This is a genomic window from Klebsiella sp. WP3-W18-ESBL-02, from assembly GCF_014168815.1.
GTDB lineage: Bacteria > Pseudomonadota > Gammaproteobacteria > Enterobacterales > Enterobacteriaceae > Kluyvera > Kluyvera ascorbata_B.
Genome location: NZ_AP021972.1, coordinates 4865516 through 4882549 on the forward strand (window position 1 = coordinate 4865516; position 17034 = coordinate 4882549).

A 17034-nucleotide genomic window follows, 5' to 3' on the forward strand; every position below is an offset into this window, starting at 1 on the left:
ACCATCCGGCGTCTTTGCCGGGGGCGCTTCGCTTGCCCGGCCGACAATAACCAACAACAAAGTTTAGTTGCCGTTCTTCCCGCCTGTCAGGGGCGGGTTTTTTATTGCCTATCAGATAAAGGCAAACGCATCGCCAAACAGACGATCTTCACGCGCCTGACGCTCGTTGCAGAACAGGTCACGGGCGATTTTCGCCATTTCAAAACGCCCGGCAATATAGATATCGTGTTCGGCCAGCGTGCCATAATCCTGAAGCACCGCCGTGAGCACGGTACCAGAACGCCCGCGCCACTCATCTTCCGGCTGCTCCACCACCGGCACCACGCGCAGGTTCGGATGATTAACCGACAGCGCCTCCAGCTCGGACAGGTCGTAGAGATGCTTCTCTTCACGGCCACCCCAATAGATAGCGACGTCGCGATTCGGATTACGCGCCAGCGCGGTCAGCAGAATAGAACGCACGTAGGAGAAGCCGGTACCGCCGGCAATCAGCACCAGCGGGCGATCATCTTCCTCACGCAGCCAGGCTTCGCCGTGCGGAATATCCACCACCACTTCGCGGTCTTTCAGAATGCGGTCCATAACGGCCATGGCGTACAGGTTCAGCTCAGAAGCGCCGATGTGCAGCTCGATAAACGCCTGTTCATCCGGCGTAGAGGCCATAGAGAACGGACGCTTGTCGCGCTCATCCATCACCACCATCAGATACTGCCCGGCACGAAATGAGAAGGCAGCTTCGGGTACTAAACGAACGCGGTATACCGTATCAGTAATGGCATCCACCGAGGTCACTTTACAGCTTAAGGTTGTCATGCGCTCCCTCTGTCGGGTCTTCTTCCCCATCCTCACTCACGCTGTCGCCACGAGGGCCACGGCATAAGCCTTCCGGGGTGGGTTATCATTTATTGTCGGGAAAAATGGCCAGCTCGTCCCAGATCTCATCAATACGCGCCGTAACGGCGGGATCTTTCTTGATTGGACGGCCCCATTCGCGCTGGGTTTCCCCAGGCCATTTGTTGGTGGCGTCCAGCCCCATTTTCGACCCCAGGCCGGAAACCGGCGAGGCGAAGTCCAGATAATCGATCGGCGTGTTCTCTACCAGCACCGTATCCCGCGCGGGATCCATGCGGGTAGTGATCGCCCATATCACATCGTTCCAGTCGCGTGCGTTAACGTCATCATCGCAGACAATCACGAATTTTGTGTACATAAACTGGCGTAAAAACGACCATACGCCCATCATTACGCGTTTTGCGTGCCCCGCATACTGTTTTTTCATGGTGACAACGGCAAGGCGATAAGAACACCCTTCCGGCGGCAGGTAGAAATCGACAATCTCCGGGAACTGTTTTTGCAGAATCGGAACAAAAACTTCGTTCAGCGCTACGCCCAGCACCGCTGGCTCATCCGGTGGGCGTCCAGTATACGTGGAGTGGTAGATAGCGTCTTCGCGCTGAGTAATATGGGTGACGGTAAAGACCGGGAAGTTGTCCACCTCGTTATAGTAGCCAGTATGATCACCATACGGGCCTTCTGGTGCCATCTCGCCCGGTTCAATGTAGCCTTCCAGCACAATTTCGGCGCTGGCCGGCACTTCCAGATCGTTAGACACACACTTCACAACTTCGGTTTTTGTGCCGCGCAGCAGCCCGGCAAACGCATATTCAGAAAGCGTATCCGGCACCGGGGTCACAGCCCCCAGAATCGTAGCCGGATCGGCTCCCAACGCTACTGACACCGGATAACGTTCACCAGGGTGCGCAGCACACCACTCCTGGAAATCTAACGCGCCGCCGCGATGCGACAGCCAGCGCATAATCAGTTTGTTTTTGCCAATCACCTGCTGGCGATAAATGCCCAGATTCTGCCGTTCTTTGTGCGGGCCGCGGGTAACCGTCAGCCCCCAGGTAATCAGCGGTGCCGCATCTTCCGGCCAGCAGGTCATCACCGGTATGCGCGAGAGATCGACATCGTCGCCGGTCATAATTTTTTGCTGACAAGGTGCGCCCCGCAGGCGTTTGGTTGGCATATTCAGCACCTGCTTGAACTGCGGCAGCTTGTCAAAGAGATCGCGGAAGCCCTTAGGCGGCTCCGGCTCTTTCAGAAAGGCTAATAGCTTACCCACTTCACGCAGCGCGCTGACATCTTCCTGCCCCATCCCCATCGCCACGCGACGCGGCGTGCCGAACAGGTTGCAAAGCACCGGCATGTCATAACCTTTGGGATTCTCAAACAGGAGCGCAGGCCCACCGGCACGCAGCGTGCGGTCAGCAATTTCGGTCATTTCCAGATGGGGATCAACCGGGAGGCTAATACGTTTTAGTTCGCCCTGCTGTTCGAGTAACGTCAGAAAGTCGCGTAGGTCATGGTATTTCATGGGGTAATTATTGGCCTCCTGGTAAGCGCCCTAGTATACGGCGAATGGTCCTTTGATGCTGTATTTTTGTTAAATTAGCGTGAATTAAAGCTGTAACAATCAACATCGCGATCTGGCTGCACTTTTGTTATGCTTCCGCGCTAACAAGTGGAAAGAGTGATTATGCAAGCCTGGTATTTACTGTACTGCAAACGCGGGCAACTTCAGCGTGCCCAGGAACATCTTGAGAGACAGGCGGTCAACTGCCTGACGCCGATGATCACCCTGGAAAAAATGGTGCGCGGTAAGCGCACGTCAGTCAGTGAGCCGCTGTTCCCGAACTATCTGTTCGTGGAGTTTGACCCGGAAGTCATCCACACCACCACGATTAACGCCACCCGCGGCGTTAGCCATTTTGTCCGTTTTGGCGCGCGCCCGGCCACGGTACCATCGTCGGTGATCCACCAGCTTTCTATCTACCAGCCTGAAGATATCACTGACCCGGAAACGCCTTATCCCGGCGATTGCGTGGTGATTACCGAAGGCGCGTTCGAAGGGCTGAAGGCTATTTTTGCCGAGCCCGACGGCGAAGCACGCTCAATGCTGTTGCTTAACCTGCTGAATAAACAGGTTAAGCAAAGCGTCAAAAATACCGACTTCCGTAAAGCCTGAACTAAAAATCGATATTAAACAGCCTTCTGGCGTTGTTGTCCGTGACGGCTTCCAGCCATTGTGCCTCTTCTGCACGCCACTCGGCCACGCGTGCCAGAATATGGGTGACAAACGCAGGCTCGTTACGGCGTGAAGCCGGTTTCGGTGCCATGTCACGCGGCAGCAGGTACGGCGCATCGGTCTCCAGCAGCAGGCGATCGGCCGGAATCATCGGCAACAGCTCGCGCAGCGCCAGCCCGCGGCGCTCGTCGCAAACCCAACCGGTAATACCGATCAGCAGCCCGCGATCCAGGCAGGCCTGTGCTTCCTCGCGCGTGCCGGTGAAGCAGTGCAGCACCGCACCCGGCAGATGGTCGAGCCACGGTTCCAGCAGCGTCAGAAAACGTTCATGGGCGTCACGACAGTGCAAAAAAACCGGCATTCCCAGTTCGGCGGCTATCGCTAGCTGGGCGCTAAAGGCGACTTCCTGCTCCGCAGGCGTTGAGAAGTTGCGGTTAAAGTCCAGACCACACTCCCCCACCGCCACGACTTCAGGCTTGTTCAGCAGCGCATAAATAACCTCTGCCACCGCCGGCGACCAGCTGCTGCTATCATGCGGATGCACGCCTGCGGTTGACCAACAGCCCGTAAAGCGTTCTGCCAGCCGCTGCGCCTCTTCGCTCTCGTGACGGTTGGTGCCGGTCAGCAGCATGCCATGCACGCCGGCCGCGAGCGCTCGGGCGACGACCTCATCGCGATCGCGGGCGAACTGTGAACTGGTCAGATTGACCCCGATATCAAACATCATGGCTCCCATACGACAACCGCCCTGGCGGGCGGTTGGTGATTATTCTTCAGTGTGTTCCGCTTCCGCGTCTTCATCACGCGTGAGCCGCTTCCCGGCGTAGAAGCGGGAGAAGAACACGCCCACTTCAAACAGACAGTACATCGGGATAGCCAGCAGCGTCTGCGAGAATACGTCCGGCGGCGTCAACAGCATACCGACCACGAACGCGCCGACCAGCACGTACGGGCGCTTCTTACGCAGGTCATCCGGCGTGGTCACGCCAACCCAGCAGAGCAGTACGATAGCGACCGGCACCTCAAACGACACGCCGAAGGCAATGAACAGCGACATGACGAAGTCGAGGTAGCTCTTAATGTCGGTGGAGACGAGCACGCCCTCCGGCGCCGTGTGCGTCAGGAAGCCAAAGGCCAGCGGAAACACCACAAAGTACGCAAACGCCATGCCGATGTAAAACAGCAGGGTGCTGGAAATCAGCAGCGGCACCACCAGACGGCGCTCATGTTTGTACAACGCTGGCGCCACGAACGCCCAGACCTGGTACAAAATCACCGGCGCAGAAAGGATCAGCGAAACCATAAAGGTCAGCTTGATCGGGGTGAAGAACGGCGATGCGACGTCGGTGGCGATCATCGTCGCGCCGACCGGCATTTGTTTGATCAGCGGTGCGGAAACCAGCTGATAGATATCATTGGCGAAGTAAACCAACGCCAGAAAAATGACGATGACCGCAATAATGCAGTTGAGCAGGCGCTTGCGCAGCTCAATCAAATGAGCGATCAGCGGTTGGGTATCTTCTACGCTCATGTTTACGATTTATCACTCGATGCGGGGGTGGATTCAGGCGCAGCGGCCGCAGAAATGTGCTCTTTCTCTGCCGGTTTAACCCGCTCGGCTTCCTCGGCCGGTGCGTCGACAGGCTTCGCCGTCGCGCCCTCAGTGGACGCCGGCTGAGGCTCAGCGGCCTGCGGAGGCTCGGCAGTCTTATCCTTTGCCACTGGGTTATGAATGGTATTGGCCTCGTCACTCGCCTTTTCAGGGTCGTTAATCGAGTAAGACCGCTTCATCGACTCTGCCGCTTCACGCAGTTCGTCCATGGAAGCCTTCAGCTCAGGCGTCAGGCTATCCAGACTCGCTTTCTCCACTTTTTTCAGGCTGTCCTGAAACTCCTGGAGTTTAAGCTCCTGCGTCAGTTCGTTTTGCACGGTGGTCGCCAGCGAGCGCAGCGCCCGAATCCAGCCCACCACCGTTTTCACCGCCACCGGTAAACGTTTTGGCCCTAAAACAATCAGGCCAATCACGAACACCAGCAGCAGTTCACTGAAACCAATATCAAACACGCATTACACCTGCTCGTTGTCGTGGCGTTTCGCTTCGTCTTTCTTCGCACTTTCCTGCTTATCAGTAATTGATTTTGCAGTGAAATCTGCATCCTGGTCTGCTTTAGGCTTGCTATCGTCTTCATCACTCATCGCTTTCTTAAAGCCTTTGATGGACGCACCTAAGTCAGATCCCAGCGAGCTCAGCTTTTTAGTCCCGAAAAGCAGAACCACGATAACGACGATAATCAGCAACTGCCAAATACTAATACCACCCATACAAGTTCCTCTGATAGATGATGAAATAATCAGCGCGCATTATACGTTATGCAGCGCCCTGTTAGCGACGCATAATTCAGCGCGTCTTCCGCCACCCTGCGAGCCATACCACCAGCCCTCCAGCCATAAGCCACGCGGGTGTCAGCCCCCATTCCGGGCGTTGAATCAGTAATACTGTACCGCTCAGGAGTAAAACCGCGCCTATACCAAAGAGATAGCGCGACTGCCCCTGACGGGTACGGTGCGTCGCCATTTCCTGAGAAAGCTTCTCCAGGCTCACCTGTACCTGCTTGCTCTGACGCAGGCTGTCGTACACCAGTTCAGGCAGCTCCGGCATTTTTTCGATCCAGAACGGCGCTTTATCCTTCAGCGCGCGGAACAGTGCCGGAATACCGACCTGATCTTTAATCCACGACTCAAGGAACGGTTTTGCCGTCTTCCATAAATCTAACTGAGGATAGAGCTGACGTCCTACCCCTTCTACGTAAAGTAATGTCTTTTGCAGTAACACAAGCTGTGGCTGTACTTCCATGTTGAAGCGCCGCGCGGTGTTAAACAGGTTCAGCAACACGTGACCAAAAGAGATTTCTGCCAGCGGCTTTTCAAAGATGGGTTCGCAGACGGTACGAATGGCAAACTCGAACTCCTCAACGTTCGTGTCCGGCGGTACCCAGCCGGAATCAACGTGCAGCTCGGCCACTTTACGGTAGTCGCGATTAAAGAAAGCGATAAAGTTTTCAGCCAGATAGCGTTTGTCGTCTTTATTCAATGAACCAACGATGCCGCAATCGATGCCAATATACTGCGGGTCTTCCGGATGTTCATAGCTGACAAAAATATTGCCTGGATGCATGTCGGCATGGAAGAAGCTGTCGCGGAATACCTGGGTGAAAAACACCTGCACGCCGCGCTCGGCAAGCAGCTTCATGTTGGTATTCTGCTTCTCAAGCGTTTCGATATCCGACACCGGGATGCCGTAGATACGCTCCATCACCAGCATGTCGACACGACAATAATCTGAATACACTTCCGGCACGTACAGCATCGGGCTGTTTTCAAAGTTACGCCTTAGCTGGATGGCGTTTGCCGCTTCACGCAGCAGGTTCAGCTCGTCGATCAGCGTTTTTTCATAGTCGCGCACCACTTCTAACGGGCGCAGGCGACGGCCGTCCGGCAGCAGGCGGGGAACCCAGCGCGCCAGGCGGTAAATCAGCTTCATGTCCGCTTTAATCACCGGCAGGATATCCGGGCGGATAACCTTAATCACCACCTCTTTGCCGTTTTCTTTTAAACGCGCGGTATGCACCTGGGCAATGGAGGCAGAGGCCAGCGGCTCAATATCAAAATCGTCAAACCAGCTTTCCACGGGAATATCGCCCATGGATCTTTCAATCTGCTGTTTTGCCAGCTTTCCGTCAAACGGCGCCACGCGGTCCTGCAGCATGATGAGCTGATCGGCAATCTGAGGAGGGAAAAGGTCGCGGCGGGTAGAGAGCATTTGCCCGAATTTAATCCATACCGGGCCAAGCTCCTGTAGCGCCAGGCGCAGACGCTCGCCCAGCGGCTTATCCTTGTGGCGGTTCGGCATCCAGAACAGCAGCCGACGCCCCATACGCAGCGGCAGCGTGATGCGCATTTTAGGTATGAGCTCATCAAGCCCGTAGCTCAAAAAGGTGCGGATGATAAAGTACAGGCGCCGTAATTCTCCTGGCGTCATTTCCCCTCCAGTTTTTCCAACCGTTTGGTCAGCGCCGCAAGCTCACGCTCGACCGCCGCCGTCTCTTCCGCAAACCAGGCAACTTCCAGGGCACCCGGCGCCAGACGCCACTCTTCGGTCAGCGTTTCAGCCACATAGCGCTGCTGACGCGCCAGACCGTGCTGTAAGCACTTCGCCCCGCCGCGCAGCAGTTTGCTGACGCCCTCGGCGGCGATATCGCCGGTATAGGGCGCAAGCAGCTCGGCCGGGTCAAACTCGGCAAGATCGGCCAGCGATACCAGGTTTTGTACCACCTGGAGATCGCCCTGCACTTCCAAATCGTTATTGCGGATAAGCGCGGTCAACTGCTGGCGATTGCGCAGCTGTGGTAACACGCTGAGGCGGGTGATGACGGTGCAATCAGCCTCGCCTTCCCACGCGCCCAGCACGTCGACCTGACGCTCGCTGAAGACCAGCACCAGCGGCGAGGAAAATTCTTTGAGCTCAATGCGCAGTACTTTCCCGATAAGGCGCTGACGGGCAGGCTTTAACGCTTTTTCGCGCCACAGCAGCGCGTTAATAGCGGTCTCGATGCTGCCGGTCATTAAGGGTTTTAAAGGCATACGGCCCCCCACTTATCAGAATTTATAGCCGCGGTGCAGCGCGACAATCCCTGCCGTCAGGTTGTAGTAGTCAACGTTTTCCAGCCCGGCGTTCTGCATCATCGCTTTCAGAGTGTCCTGATCCGGATGCATACGAATAGACTCCGCCAGATAGCGATAGCTGTCTGCGTCATTGGCCACCGCTTCACCGATACGCGGCAGAATGTGGAACGAATAGGCATCGTAGGCCTTACTCAGCGGGTCGAAAACCGGTTTGGAGAACTCGAGCACCAGCAGGCGTCCACCCGGTTTCAGCACGCGGTACATAGAGCGCAGCGCTTTGTCTTTGTCGGTGACGTTGCGCAGGCCGAAGGAGATAGTGATCAGATCGAAGGTGTTATCCGGGAACGGCAGCGCTTCTGCGTTCGCCTGAACATATTCCACGTTGCCCACCACGCCGATGTTACGCAGCTTTTCGCGCCCCATTTTCAGCATGGAGTCGTTAATATCCGCCAGCACAACGCGGCCGGTTTCACCGACCATACGCGAGAATTTTGCCGTCAGGTCGCCGGTACCGCCCGCCAGATCGAGGACCGTCTGTCCACGGCGCACGCCGCTGCAATCAATGGTAAAACGCTTCCATAGACGATGAATACCGAATGACATCAGGTCATTCATGACATCGTATTTTGCGGCGACAGAATGGAATACATGCGCCACCATGTCTTCTTTCTGAGATTTGGCGATTGTCTGAAAGCCAAAGTGCGTCGTTTCTTGTGAATCCTCAACCATCTCTATGCCTGCTTATCAAGAAAATGTTCATGGAGTGTAACAGATTGGGCGCAATTGCCCTACGATTCCACCCCGTTACGAAATCCGCTGCGCGGCCGGGTTAGCGGCGTTCTGCGGCTAACGAATTGTCATCATTGGAGTCCGTGTCGTCGCGCAGACGAAAATCATCGTCCTGCGCCGTAGCCTGCTCGACCAAATCCGGATTAATCTCGCGCTTCACCTCAACGCCAAGATGGCGGAAGGCTTCCGCCTGCGTGAGCAGATTGCCGCGCCCGGTAGTGAGTTTTTTCATCGCCTGGCGGTAGTTATCCTGCGCTTTATCGAGACTCTGGCCAATAGCCGACATGTCATCCACGAAGAGCCGCATTTTGTCATATAAGCGGCTGGCGCGTTCAGCAATATGTTGCGCATTGCGGCTCTGATGTTCATAGCGCCACAGGTTGGCAATCGTACGCAGCGCCACCAGCAGCGTGGTGGGGCTAACCAGCATAATGTTATTTTTCAGCGCCTCGCTGATAAGTTCGGGCTGGCGATCCAGGGCCAACAGAAACGCCGGCTCAACGGGGATAAACATCAGCACATAGTCCAGCGAACGCAGACCCGGCAGTTGCTGATAGTCTTTACGCCCCAGCAGGCGGATATGATTACGTACCGCCGCGATATGCTCCTGCAGCGCCGCTTCGCGGGTGTAGTCATCGTCGGCGTTAAAGTAGCGCTCGTAGGCCACCAGAGTCATTTTGGCATCCACCACCACGTCTTTACGGTGCGGCAGGCGGACGATCACGTCCGGCTGCATGCGTGAATGACTATCGGTCGCGATACTCACCTGGGTTTCGTATTCGTGCCCTTCGCGCAGGCCAGAGGCCTCCAGCACGCGGGTCAGCACCACCTCACCCCAGTTGCCCTGGGTTTTATTGTCGCCTTTCAGCGCCCGCGTCAGATTGACCGCTTCCTGCGCCATCTGCGCGTTCAACTGCTGAAGATTGCGAATTTCATGCGCCAGGGTATGACGCTCGCGCGCCTCCTGGCCGAAGCTTTCCTGCACCTGACGGCGAAAACCATCGAGCTGCTCGCGCAGCGGCGTGAGCAGGCCGTGCAGACTCTGCCGGTTCTGTTCATCCACGCGGCGGTTGCTTTGCTCGAAGATACGGTTGGCAAGGTTTTCAAACTGCTCGCTCAGTCGCTGCTCGCTGTTAAGCATCAGGCGATATTTTTCATCGCCGTGCTGGCGGGTGGTTTCCAGCAGCGTGGTCACCTCGCGCAGGTCGACCTCTAGCGACGAGTTGATTTCCCGCAGGTTGCGTAGCTCGTTATTCAGCAGCTCGCACTCTTCGCGCCAGTGGGCATTCTGGGCTATCTGCTGTTTCGCCGCGCTCAGTTCGCCGTAAATATCACGCTCTTCCGCCAGCCGTTCTGCCCGCTGCTGCGCCACGCGATAGCTCGCCGCCAGCCAGCCAATCACCATGCCCGCAAGCGCTACCAGCGCATAAATCACCACGGCAATATCCACAATGCCCCCTGCCTAAACCGGTTATCTGCAAAAAATAGAATTGTGCTGTATAAACGTCCAGTTTTAAAGCAGTTTCCTGCGAGCGTCCACGCAAAAAGAAAAAGGCCGAACGAGTCGGCCTTTTGTCGGGGGAAAACCAGAATTACAGCAGACGGCGCGCCGCTTCCACCACGATTTTCACCGCGTGGCTTTCGGTCTGCTTCATGGTCTCTGCATTCGGAATTTCCTGCTGGGTGCGGTTGACGATAACGCCCGCCACCATCCCGGCACGCAGACCCTGGCTTGAACACATGGTCAGCAGCGTAGCGGATTCCATTTCGTAGTTCATCACGCCCATTGACTGCCACTCTTCCATGGAGCCTTTGAAGTTTCTTACTACGCGGCCAGAGAAGGTGTCATAGCGCTCCTGGCCAGGATAGAAGGTATCAGAAGACGCCGTTACGCCCACGTGGGTGGTCACGCCAACGGCTTTTGCGGCTTCAACCAGCGCGGTAGTACAGGCGAAATCGGCAACCGCCGGGTATTCCATCGGCGCAAAGTGCAGGCTTGCACCGTCCAGACGGACCGATGCGGTGGTGACCAGAACGTCACCGACGTTGATATTTGGCTGGATAGCGCCCGTTGTACCGACACGCAGGAAGGTACGAATACCGAGCTGTGCCAGCTCTTCTACGGCGATAGAGGTTGATGGGCCACCGATACCGGTTGAGCACACGATAACCGGCTTGCCGTCGAGTTCAGCACGCCAGGAGGTAAATTCACGATGCGATGCCAGTTTGACCGGCTTTTCCATCAGCGCGGCGATCTTTTCCACACGCTCCGGGTCACCGGGGACGATAGCTAACGTCGCCCCTTGTAGGTCGTTTTTAGTGAGGCCGAGATGAAAAACATCAGACTTGGACATAAAGAACTCCTCTGTGGTTCAGTTTTGTCAGAAGAAGCAAAAATGTACTTTATAGAAGACCATGACTCTTTTTCGTGACTACCATCACTAAGAACTAAAATTATTACATTCAATTCCACTTAATTAGTGATTTACATCACATTAACAAGTTATTGTTAATTCCTGCTGCACAAAAATACGTCGCATTGAGGCACTGTTATTTGGCTATGCGTTTATTTAAAAGGGTACGGAGAATGCCATGACAACCAACAAACAACCTGGATTTGCCCCTGCTGCTTCACCTCATGCCTCAACAACCGTTCATACGCCCGGAGAGGCCATTACGGCGGGTGAAACCTCTATTCCGTCACAGGGCGATATGCTGCCAGCCTATCACGCGCGGCCAAAGCACAGCGATGCGCCGCTACCGGTAATCATCGTAGTGCAGGAGATTTTTGGCGTCCATGAACACATCCGCGATATCTGCCGCCGGCTGGCGCTGGAAGGGTATCTGGCCATCGCCCCGGAGCTCTATTTCCGCGAGGGCGATCCGAATGATTATGATGACATCCCCTCGCTGTTCAGCGGCCTGGTGACCAAAGTTCCCGATGCGCAGGTGCTGGCCGATCTCGACCACGTCGCCAGCTGGGCGGCCCGCAACGGCGGCGATGCCAACCGCCTGGCGATCACCGGCTTCTGCTGGGGCGGGCGCATTACGTGGCTGTACGCCGCGCACAACCCGCAGCTGAAAGCGGCCGTCGCCTGGTACGGTCGTCTGACGGGAGACAAAACGCTGAATAGCCCTAAACATCCGGTCGATATCGCCGTCGATCTCAATGCGCCGGTGCTAGGTCTGTACGGCGGTGAAGATACCGGTATTTCACTCGATTCGGTGGAAACCATGCGTCAGGCGCTGCGGGCAGCAAACGCCAAAGCGGAAATCGTGGTTTATCCAGATGCGGGCCATGCCTTCAACGCTGACTACCGCCCGAGCTATCACGAGGAGTCGGCGAAAGATGGCTGGCAGCGCATGCTGGCGTGGTTCGCACAGTACAACGGCAAGAAAGGCTAACATTTCAGTAAAAAGAAAACGGAGGCAACCGCCTCCGTTTTTTTATCCCTGACGCAAATTCTGCGCCGCCTTCACCATATTTGCCAACGCCGCTCGCGTTTCCGGCCAGCCGCGCGTCTTCAGGCCGCAGTCCGGGTTTACCCACAAGCGCTCCGCCGGAATACGCTGCGCCGCTTTCTTCAACAGCGCTTCAATCCACTCCACGCTCGGGACGTTCGGCGAGTGAATATCGTAGACACCCGGCCCGATCTCGTTTGGATAATCGAACGCCTCAAACGACTCCAGCAGCTCCATGTCGGAACGCGAGGTTTCGATAGTAATCACATCAGCATCAAGCGCGGCAATGGAATCCATAATGTCGTTGAACTCGCAGTAACACATATGGGTGTGGATCTGGGTTTCATCCTTCGCCACTGCGGCGTTGATACGGAAGGCCTCCACGCCCCACGCCAGATAGGCAGCCCAATCACTGCGACGCAGCGGCAGCCCTTCACGCAGCGCCGGTTCATCAATCTGGATAATACCAATCCCCGCCGCCTCGAGATCTGCCACTTCGTCGCGCAGCGCCAGCGCAATTTGTTTGGCGATGGTTTCGCGGGTCACATCTTCGCGTGGGAACGACCAGCAAAGAATGGTCACTGGGCCAGTCAACATCCCTTTTACCGGTTTGTCGGTCAGCGTCTGCGCGTACTTCGCCCACTCCACGGTTATCGGTTCCGGGCGGCTTACGTCGCCAATCACCACTGGCGGCTTCACGCAGCGGGAGCCATAGCTCTGCACCCAGCCATTCTGGGTGAAGACGAAGCCGTCCAGGTGCTCCCCAAAGTACTCCACCATGTCATTACGCTCGGCTTCGCCGTGCACCAGTACGTCGAGGCCCAGACGCTCTTGTTCAATAATCGCCTGCTTAATGTGTTCAGCAATTCCGGTGCGATAGCGGTTTGCATCGAGATTGCCCTTTTTAAAGTCCAGACGCAGGCCGCGTATCTCGGTCGTTTGCGGGAACGAACCAATTGTGGTGGTCGGCCACGCGGGTAAATTAAAGCGCTCACGCTGCGCGGCCGCACGGGTCGGGTACGCACTGGTTCGCTGGCTATCCTGTGCGGTAATTGCCGCCAGCCGTTTTTCAACCGCCGGGTTATGCACGCGGGTCGAGTGACGACGAGCCTGAATCGGCGCGCTCCACTCAACAATACCCGTCGTGTCACCGCTGTTCAGCGCATCACGCAGCAGTGCCAGTTCGCCACATTTTTGCAGGGCGAAGGCAAACCAGCTCTTCACTTCAGCATCCAGTCGGGTTTCCACACTCAGATCGATGGGGCTATGCAACAGCGAGCAAGAAGAGGCAACCCACAGCGCTCGCTTGCCGACGATATCTTTAATTTGCGCGTATTTTTCGCTGAGATCGGCGCGCCAGACGTTACGACCATTGATCAGGCCAGCGGAGAGCAGCCAGTCTGCAGGCAGGCGTTGATGCAGTTCGCCCACATCATCGTTGCCGTGGACAAGGTCGACGTGCAGCCCCTGAACCGGCAGCGCGGCGATGGTGTCCAGGTTCGGCGTGACGCCTTCAAAGTAGGTCGTCAACAGTAGCTTCAGCTGCCCGGCAAGCGCATCGTATGCCGGTTTGAAGGCATTCAGCCACGCCTGCGGCAGCTCCAGCACCAGCGCTGGTTCATCGATTTGCACCCACTCAATACCGCGTTTTGCCAGCTCGGCCAGCACCTGCTGGTAAACCGGCAGAATGTCATTCAGCAGGCTCAGGCGGTTGAATGGCTCGCCCTTTACTTTGCCCAGCCACAGGTAGGTTATCGGCCCCAGCAGCACAGGCTTCACCTTGTGGCCGAGCGCCAGCGCTTCGTCCACTTCATCCAGCAGTTGAGTCCAGGTCAGCTTGAACTGCTGGCCTTTGGTGAATTCCGGCACCATGTAGTGGTAGTTGGTGTTAAACCATTTGGTCATTTCGGCCGCCGCAGCAGGCTCGCCGGTTGGCGCGCGGCCGCGCCCAATGCGGAAGAGCGTATCAATATCAACGGAGCCGTCTTTGTTCTGGTGGCGAGCCGGGACATTGCCCAGCAGCAGGCTGGTCGTCAGTACGTGATCGTACCAGGCAAAATCGCCGACCGGCAGCAGGTCAACGCCCGCCTGTTTTTGCTGCTCCCAGTGACGGGCCCGCAGTTCGCGGCCCACGGTCAGCAGATCTTCACGGGAGGCGTTCCCCGCCCAGTAGCTCTCTTGCGCTTTTTTCAGCTCGCGATGCAGGCCAACGCGAGGAAAACCGAGGGTGTGGTTTTGAATAGTCATCATATGCCTCTCATGGAATTTTCAGTATTTAGCCATCCAGATGTTTACACATCCATAATCGACAGGTACTGTATAATCCTCAAGCGCAAATTGTTCATGCCGAAGTGAAGGACTTTCATGATTGAAATTAAACATCTGAAAACGCTCCAGGCGTTGCGAAACAGCGGATCGCTCGCGGCTGCCGCGGCAACGCTGCATCAGACGCAATCCGCCCTTTCTCACCAGTTCAGCGATCTGGAGCAGCGCCTCGGCTTTCGACTGTTTGTCCGCAAGAGTCAGCCGCTGCGCTTCACGCCGCAGGGCGAGATTCTGTTGCAGCTGGCTAATCAGGTGCTGCCGCAAATCGCGCAGGCGCTGCAGGCCTGCCACGAGCCGCAGCAGGCAACGCTGCGTATTGCTATCGAATGCCACAGCTGTATTCAGTGGCTGACGCCTGCGCTTGAGAATTTCCGCAAACAGTGGCCGCAGGTGGAGATGGACTTTAAGTCCGGCGTCACCTTCGACCCGCAGCCAGCGTTACAGCAAAGCGAGCTCGATATTGTCCTGACATCCGATATTCTGCCACGCAGCGGCCTGCACTATTCACCGATGTTTGATTATGAAGTGCGCCTGATTCTCTCACCGGATCACCCTCTGGCGACCAAAGCACGCGTGACGCCGGAAGACCTGGCGGCGGAAACGCTGCTGATTTACCCGGTGCAGCGTCAGCGCCTGGATATCTGGCGTCACTTCCTGCAGCCAGCGGGGATCAGCCCGCAGTTGAAAAGCGTCGATAACACGCTGCTGTTGATTCAGATGGTGGCCGCGCGGATGGGCATTGCCGCCCTGCCGCACTGGGTGGTGGAAAGCTTCGAGCGCCAGGGTCTGGTGGTCACCAAAACCCTGGGTGAAGGGCTGTGGAGCCGGCTATACGCCGCCGTGCGCGACGGCGAGCAGCGTCAGCCGGTCGTGGACGCGTTTATTCGCTCAGCGCGGAACCACGCTTGCGATCATCTGCCGTTTGTGAAGAATGCCGAACGATCCAGTGCCGATGCACCCACAGCGAGGCCAGGATCACAGCCGCGCCTGTAAGGAAGGTCGGCCAGTGGGGCTGCTGGTGCCAGATAGCCAGATTCACCAGCAGGCCCGCAGGTACGTGCATATTGTTCATGATGCCGAGGGTGCCTGCATCTACCTGCGTAGCACCGTAGTTCCACATGAAGTAGCCAATTCCCGACGCCACCACGCCAAGAAACACCAGGATGCCCCACTGCGGTAGCGTCTGCGGCATTTTCTGCGCATTGCCAAGCAGCGTCCAGGCCACCACCGCCACCAGAAACGCGCCAAGATAGAACCAGGCAAATGCGTTATGCTGCGGCATCGGGCGGGTTTCCATCAGCCGTTTGTAGCCCACCATACCGATAGCGAAAACGATATTAGAGAGCTGCACCAGCACCAGGCCGGTCCAGAAATGGTGGGTGACATGGTCGTAGCGGATAATCCCCGCGCCAATCACCGCCAGCAGCGCGCTAAAAGCGTAGCTCCAGCGCAGGCGACGACCGCTCATCAGGTCATAAATCAGCGTAATATAGAGCGGCGTTAGCACGGTAAACAGCAGAAGCTCCGATACGGTCAGATACAGGTATGCGCGGAAACTCAGCATATACATAATGCCAAGCTGCATCGCGCCCACCAGCATATACAGCCCCACGGTTTTCAGACTGTGCCCGCGCGTACGCAGGAACGGCAGAAACACCAGCGCCGCCAGCCCCACGCGCACCAGCACCGCAAAGTAGCTATCAACATGCCCGGCAAGATATTCGCCGTAAAAGCTAAACGAGAAAGCCCACAGAATCGTGGTAATAATCAGGAGCGCCACAATGAATGTCCGATTGGAAAATGAACATTCATTGTAGCGGAGATGGAAGTTGACAACTGACTACAAAACAGACACTCGTCAATAATTAATCGAGATACAGCTTACGCAGATAGTGCGGCACCGCGTCATCGGCATTCGAACCAATGACCTCAAGGTCTGGATGCAGATCTTTCAGACGCTGGTGCGCCCCTTCCATAATGCAGCCTTTACCGGCCATCGACAGCATTTCCGCATCGTTCATACCATCGCCAAACGCGATGCAGTCTTTCAGCGTATAGCCCATCGCTTTTGCAACGGCTTCCAGCGCATGGCCTTTTGAGACACCACCGGCCATTACTTCCAGACAGGTCAGGGTGGAGAAGCTGACGTTGACGCGGTCGCCCCAGCGGGCGTTGATCGCCTGTTCCAGCGGCAGCAGCGTCTCGTGATCGTTGCAGGTAAAGAAGACCTTGCTCACGCCTTCCGGTTCCAGCATACCCGGCTCATAGAGGGTGTAGTTGAACACCGCTTCTTTGAAAAAACGCATCTCTTCCGGACGATGGCGATTCATAAACCACTCGTCTTCACGATAGACGTTGGTCACGATATCCGGGTTGCCGTGGACGATACCAAACAGATCGGCGGCAATATCACGATCGAGGTTGTGGGCGAAAACCTGTTTGCCGTCGGCGTCGTGCACGCGCGCGCCGTTGGAGGTGATCATGTAAGATTTGATCCCCAGGTTATCGCGGATTTGCCCGACGTCGATATAGTGACGCCCGGTGGCGAACACAAAGTTCAGACCGCGCTCGGTCAGCAGCTGCAACGTCTCTTTGGCGTACGGCGTTAAGTGGTGGTCAGGGGAGAGTAAGGTGCCATCTAGATCGGACGCGACTACCTGGTACATAAACGAATTTAACCTCTAAAA

General features: G+C 56.4%; 17 protein-coding genes. 3 read left to right on the forward strand and 14 right to left on the reverse strand.

The genetic code is table 11. The annotated features are described in order from the left end of the window. Positions 1-111: 111 nt before the first annotated feature. A complete protein-coding gene (gene fre, locus H7R56_RS23305) occupies positions 112-813 on the reverse strand; it encodes an NAD(P)H-flavin reductase (protein ID WP_106929912.1) in 702 nt (233 codons plus the stop codon). Between the two features lie 85 nt (positions 814-898). Continuing rightward, positions 899-2377, reverse strand: a complete 1479-nt coding sequence (gene ubiD, locus H7R56_RS23310; RefSeq protein WP_106929910.1) for a 4-hydroxy-3-polyprenylbenzoate decarboxylase — start codon at positions 2375-2377, stop codon at positions 899-901. Positions 2378-2539: 162 nt separating this feature from the next. On the opposite strand from ubiD, the gene rfaH reads away from it, so the two are divergent. Then, positions 2540-3028, forward strand: coding sequence for a transcription/translation regulatory transformer protein RfaH (gene rfaH, locus H7R56_RS23315; RefSeq protein WP_106929908.1), 489 nt, complete (start codon positions 2540-2542; stop codon positions 3026-3028). Between the two features lies 1 nt (position 3029). Here rfaH and tatD read toward each other — a convergent pair whose 3' ends face one another. From tatD to udp, 9 genes are all read right to left on the reverse strand, one after another. Next, entirely contained in the window at positions 3030-3824 is a 795-nt protein-coding gene (tatD, locus tag H7R56_RS23320) for a 3'-5' ssDNA/RNA exonuclease TatD (RefSeq protein ID WP_181358038.1), read from the reverse strand. A 30-nt stretch (positions 3825-3854) separates the two neighbouring features. After that, positions 3855-4619: a Sec-independent protein translocase subunit TatC gene (gene tatC / locus H7R56_RS23325; protein ID WP_106929904.1), complete on the reverse strand. Its 765-nt coding sequence runs from the start codon at positions 4617-4619 to the stop codon at positions 3855-3857. A gap of 2 nt (positions 4620-4621) precedes the next feature. Beyond that, positions 4622-5152 (reverse strand): Sec-independent protein translocase protein TatB, encoded by a 531-nt coding sequence (gene tatB / locus H7R56_RS23330; protein WP_106929902.1) that lies wholly within the window; start codon positions 5150-5152, stop codon positions 4622-4624. Between the two features lie 3 nt (positions 5153-5155). Then, positions 5156-5410: a Sec-independent protein translocase subunit TatA gene (gene tatA, locus H7R56_RS23335; RefSeq protein ID WP_106929900.1), complete on the reverse strand. Its 255-nt coding sequence runs from the start codon at positions 5408-5410 to the stop codon at positions 5156-5158. A 76-nt stretch (positions 5411-5486) separates the two neighbouring features. Further along, entirely contained in the window at positions 5487-7127 is a 1641-nt protein-coding gene (gene ubiB, locus H7R56_RS23340; protein ID WP_106929898.1) for a ubiquinone biosynthesis regulatory protein kinase UbiB, read from the reverse strand. After that, positions 7124-7729 carry a ubiquinone biosynthesis protein UbiJ gene (gene ubiJ / locus H7R56_RS23345; protein WP_106929896.1) on the reverse strand — a complete coding sequence of 202 codons (606 nt, stop codon included), beginning with the start codon at positions 7727-7729 and terminating at the stop codon, positions 7124-7126. Before ubiJ ends, ubiB begins: the two co-directional genes overlap by 4 nt. A gap of 15 nt (positions 7730-7744) precedes the next feature. After that, a complete protein-coding gene (ubiE, locus tag H7R56_RS23350; RefSeq protein WP_106929894.1) occupies positions 7745-8500 on the reverse strand; it encodes a bifunctional demethylmenaquinone methyltransferase/2-methoxy-6-polyprenyl-1,4-benzoquinol methylase UbiE in 756 nt (251 codons plus the stop codon). A 100-nt stretch (positions 8501-8600) separates the two neighbouring features. Next, on the reverse strand, positions 8601-9965 hold the full coding sequence (gene rmuC / locus H7R56_RS23355; RefSeq protein WP_413782715.1) for a DNA recombination protein RmuC: 1365 nt from the start codon (positions 9963-9965) through the stop codon (positions 8601-8603). A 187-nt stretch (positions 9966-10152) separates the two neighbouring features. Then, on the reverse strand, positions 10153-10914 hold the full coding sequence (udp, locus tag H7R56_RS23360) for a uridine phosphorylase (protein WP_106929890.1): 762 nt from the start codon (positions 10912-10914) through the stop codon (positions 10153-10155). Positions 10915-11152: 238 nt separating this feature from the next. Between udp and H7R56_RS23365 the strand changes: the two genes are divergently transcribed. Next, positions 11153-11965, forward strand: coding sequence for a dienelactone hydrolase family protein (locus tag H7R56_RS23365; RefSeq protein WP_106929888.1), 813 nt, complete (start codon positions 11153-11155; stop codon positions 11963-11965). Between the two features lie 42 nt (positions 11966-12007). On the opposite strand, the gene metE is transcribed toward H7R56_RS23365, so the two are convergent. Further along, positions 12008-14269 (reverse strand): 5-methyltetrahydropteroyltriglutamate--homocysteine S-methyltransferase, encoded by a 2262-nt coding sequence (gene metE, locus H7R56_RS23370; protein ID WP_106929932.1) that lies wholly within the window; start codon positions 14267-14269, stop codon positions 12008-12010. Between the two features lie 117 nt (positions 14270-14386). Between metE and metR the strand changes: the two genes are divergently transcribed. Continuing rightward, entirely contained in the window at positions 14387-15340 is a 954-nt protein-coding gene (metR, locus tag H7R56_RS23375; RefSeq protein WP_106929886.1) for an HTH-type transcriptional regulator MetR, read from the forward strand. Here metR and H7R56_RS23380 read toward each other — a convergent pair. Both H7R56_RS23380 and yigL read right to left on the reverse strand, forming a co-directional pair. Further along, entirely contained in the window at positions 15228-16127 is a 900-nt protein-coding gene (locus H7R56_RS23380; RefSeq protein ID WP_106929884.1) for a carboxylate/amino acid/amine transporter, read from the reverse strand. The two genes, metR and H7R56_RS23380, sit on opposite strands and share 113 nt — an antisense overlap. Before the next feature lie 85 nt (positions 16128-16212). Next, positions 16213-17013, reverse strand: coding sequence for a sugar/pyridoxal phosphate phosphatase YigL (gene yigL, locus H7R56_RS23385; protein ID WP_106929882.1), 801 nt, complete (start codon positions 17011-17013; stop codon positions 16213-16215). Positions 17014-17034 lie beyond the last annotated feature (21 nt).

What these genes read in the sequence shown, in the direction of transcription:
- ubiB (WP_106929898.1), bottom strand. Translation starts at nt 7,127, where the DNA reads ATGACGCCAGGAGAATTACGGCGCCTGTACTTTATCATCCGCACCTTT.
- udp (WP_106929890.1), bottom strand. Translation starts at nt 10,914, where the DNA reads ATGTCCAAGTCTGATGTTTTTCATCTCGGCCTCACTAAAAACGACCTA.
- tatC (WP_106929904.1), bottom strand. Translation starts at nt 4,619, where the DNA reads ATGAGCGTAGAAGATACCCAACCGCTGATCGCTCATTTGATTGAGCTG.
- rfaH (WP_106929908.1), top strand. Translation starts at nt 2,540, where the DNA reads ATGCAAGCCTGGTATTTACTGTACTGCAAACGCGGGCAACTTCAGCGT.
- ubiJ (WP_106929896.1), bottom strand. Translation starts at nt 7,729, where the DNA reads ATGCCTTTAAAACCCTTAATGACCGGCAGCATCGAGACCGCTATTAAC.
- ubiE (WP_106929894.1), bottom strand. Translation starts at nt 8,500, where the DNA reads ATGGTTGAGGATTCACAAGAAACGACGCACTTTGGCTTTCAGACAATC.
- tatA (WP_106929900.1), bottom strand. Translation starts at nt 5,410, where the DNA reads ATGGGTGGTATTAGTATTTGGCAGTTGCTGATTATCGTCGTTATCGTG.
- ubiD (WP_106929910.1), bottom strand. Translation starts at nt 2,377, where the DNA reads ATGAAATACCATGACCTACGCGACTTTCTGACGTTACTCGAACAGCAG.
- rmuC (WP_413782715.1), bottom strand. Translation starts at nt 9,965, where the DNA reads ATGGTGATTGGCTGGCTGGCGGCGAGCTATCGCGTGGCGCAGCAGCGG.
- metE (WP_106929932.1), bottom strand. Translation starts at nt 14,269, where the DNA reads ATGACTATTCAAAACCACACCCTCGGTTTTCCTCGCGTTGGCCTGCAT.
- tatD (WP_181358038.1), bottom strand. Translation starts at nt 3,824, where the DNA reads ATGGGAGCCATGATGTTTGATATCGGGGTCAATCTGACCAGTTCACAG.
- H7R56_RS23365 (WP_106929888.1), top strand. Translation starts at nt 11,153, where the DNA reads ATGACAACCAACAAACAACCTGGATTTGCCCCTGCTGCTTCACCTCAT.
- metR (WP_106929886.1), top strand. Translation starts at nt 14,387, where the DNA reads ATGATTGAAATTAAACATCTGAAAACGCTCCAGGCGTTGCGAAACAGC.
- yigL (WP_106929882.1), bottom strand. Translation starts at nt 17,013, where the DNA reads ATGTACCAGGTAGTCGCGTCCGATCTAGATGGCACCTTACTCTCCCCT.
- fre (WP_106929912.1), bottom strand. Translation starts at nt 813, where the DNA reads ATGACAACCTTAAGCTGTAAAGTGACCTCGGTGGATGCCATTACTGAT.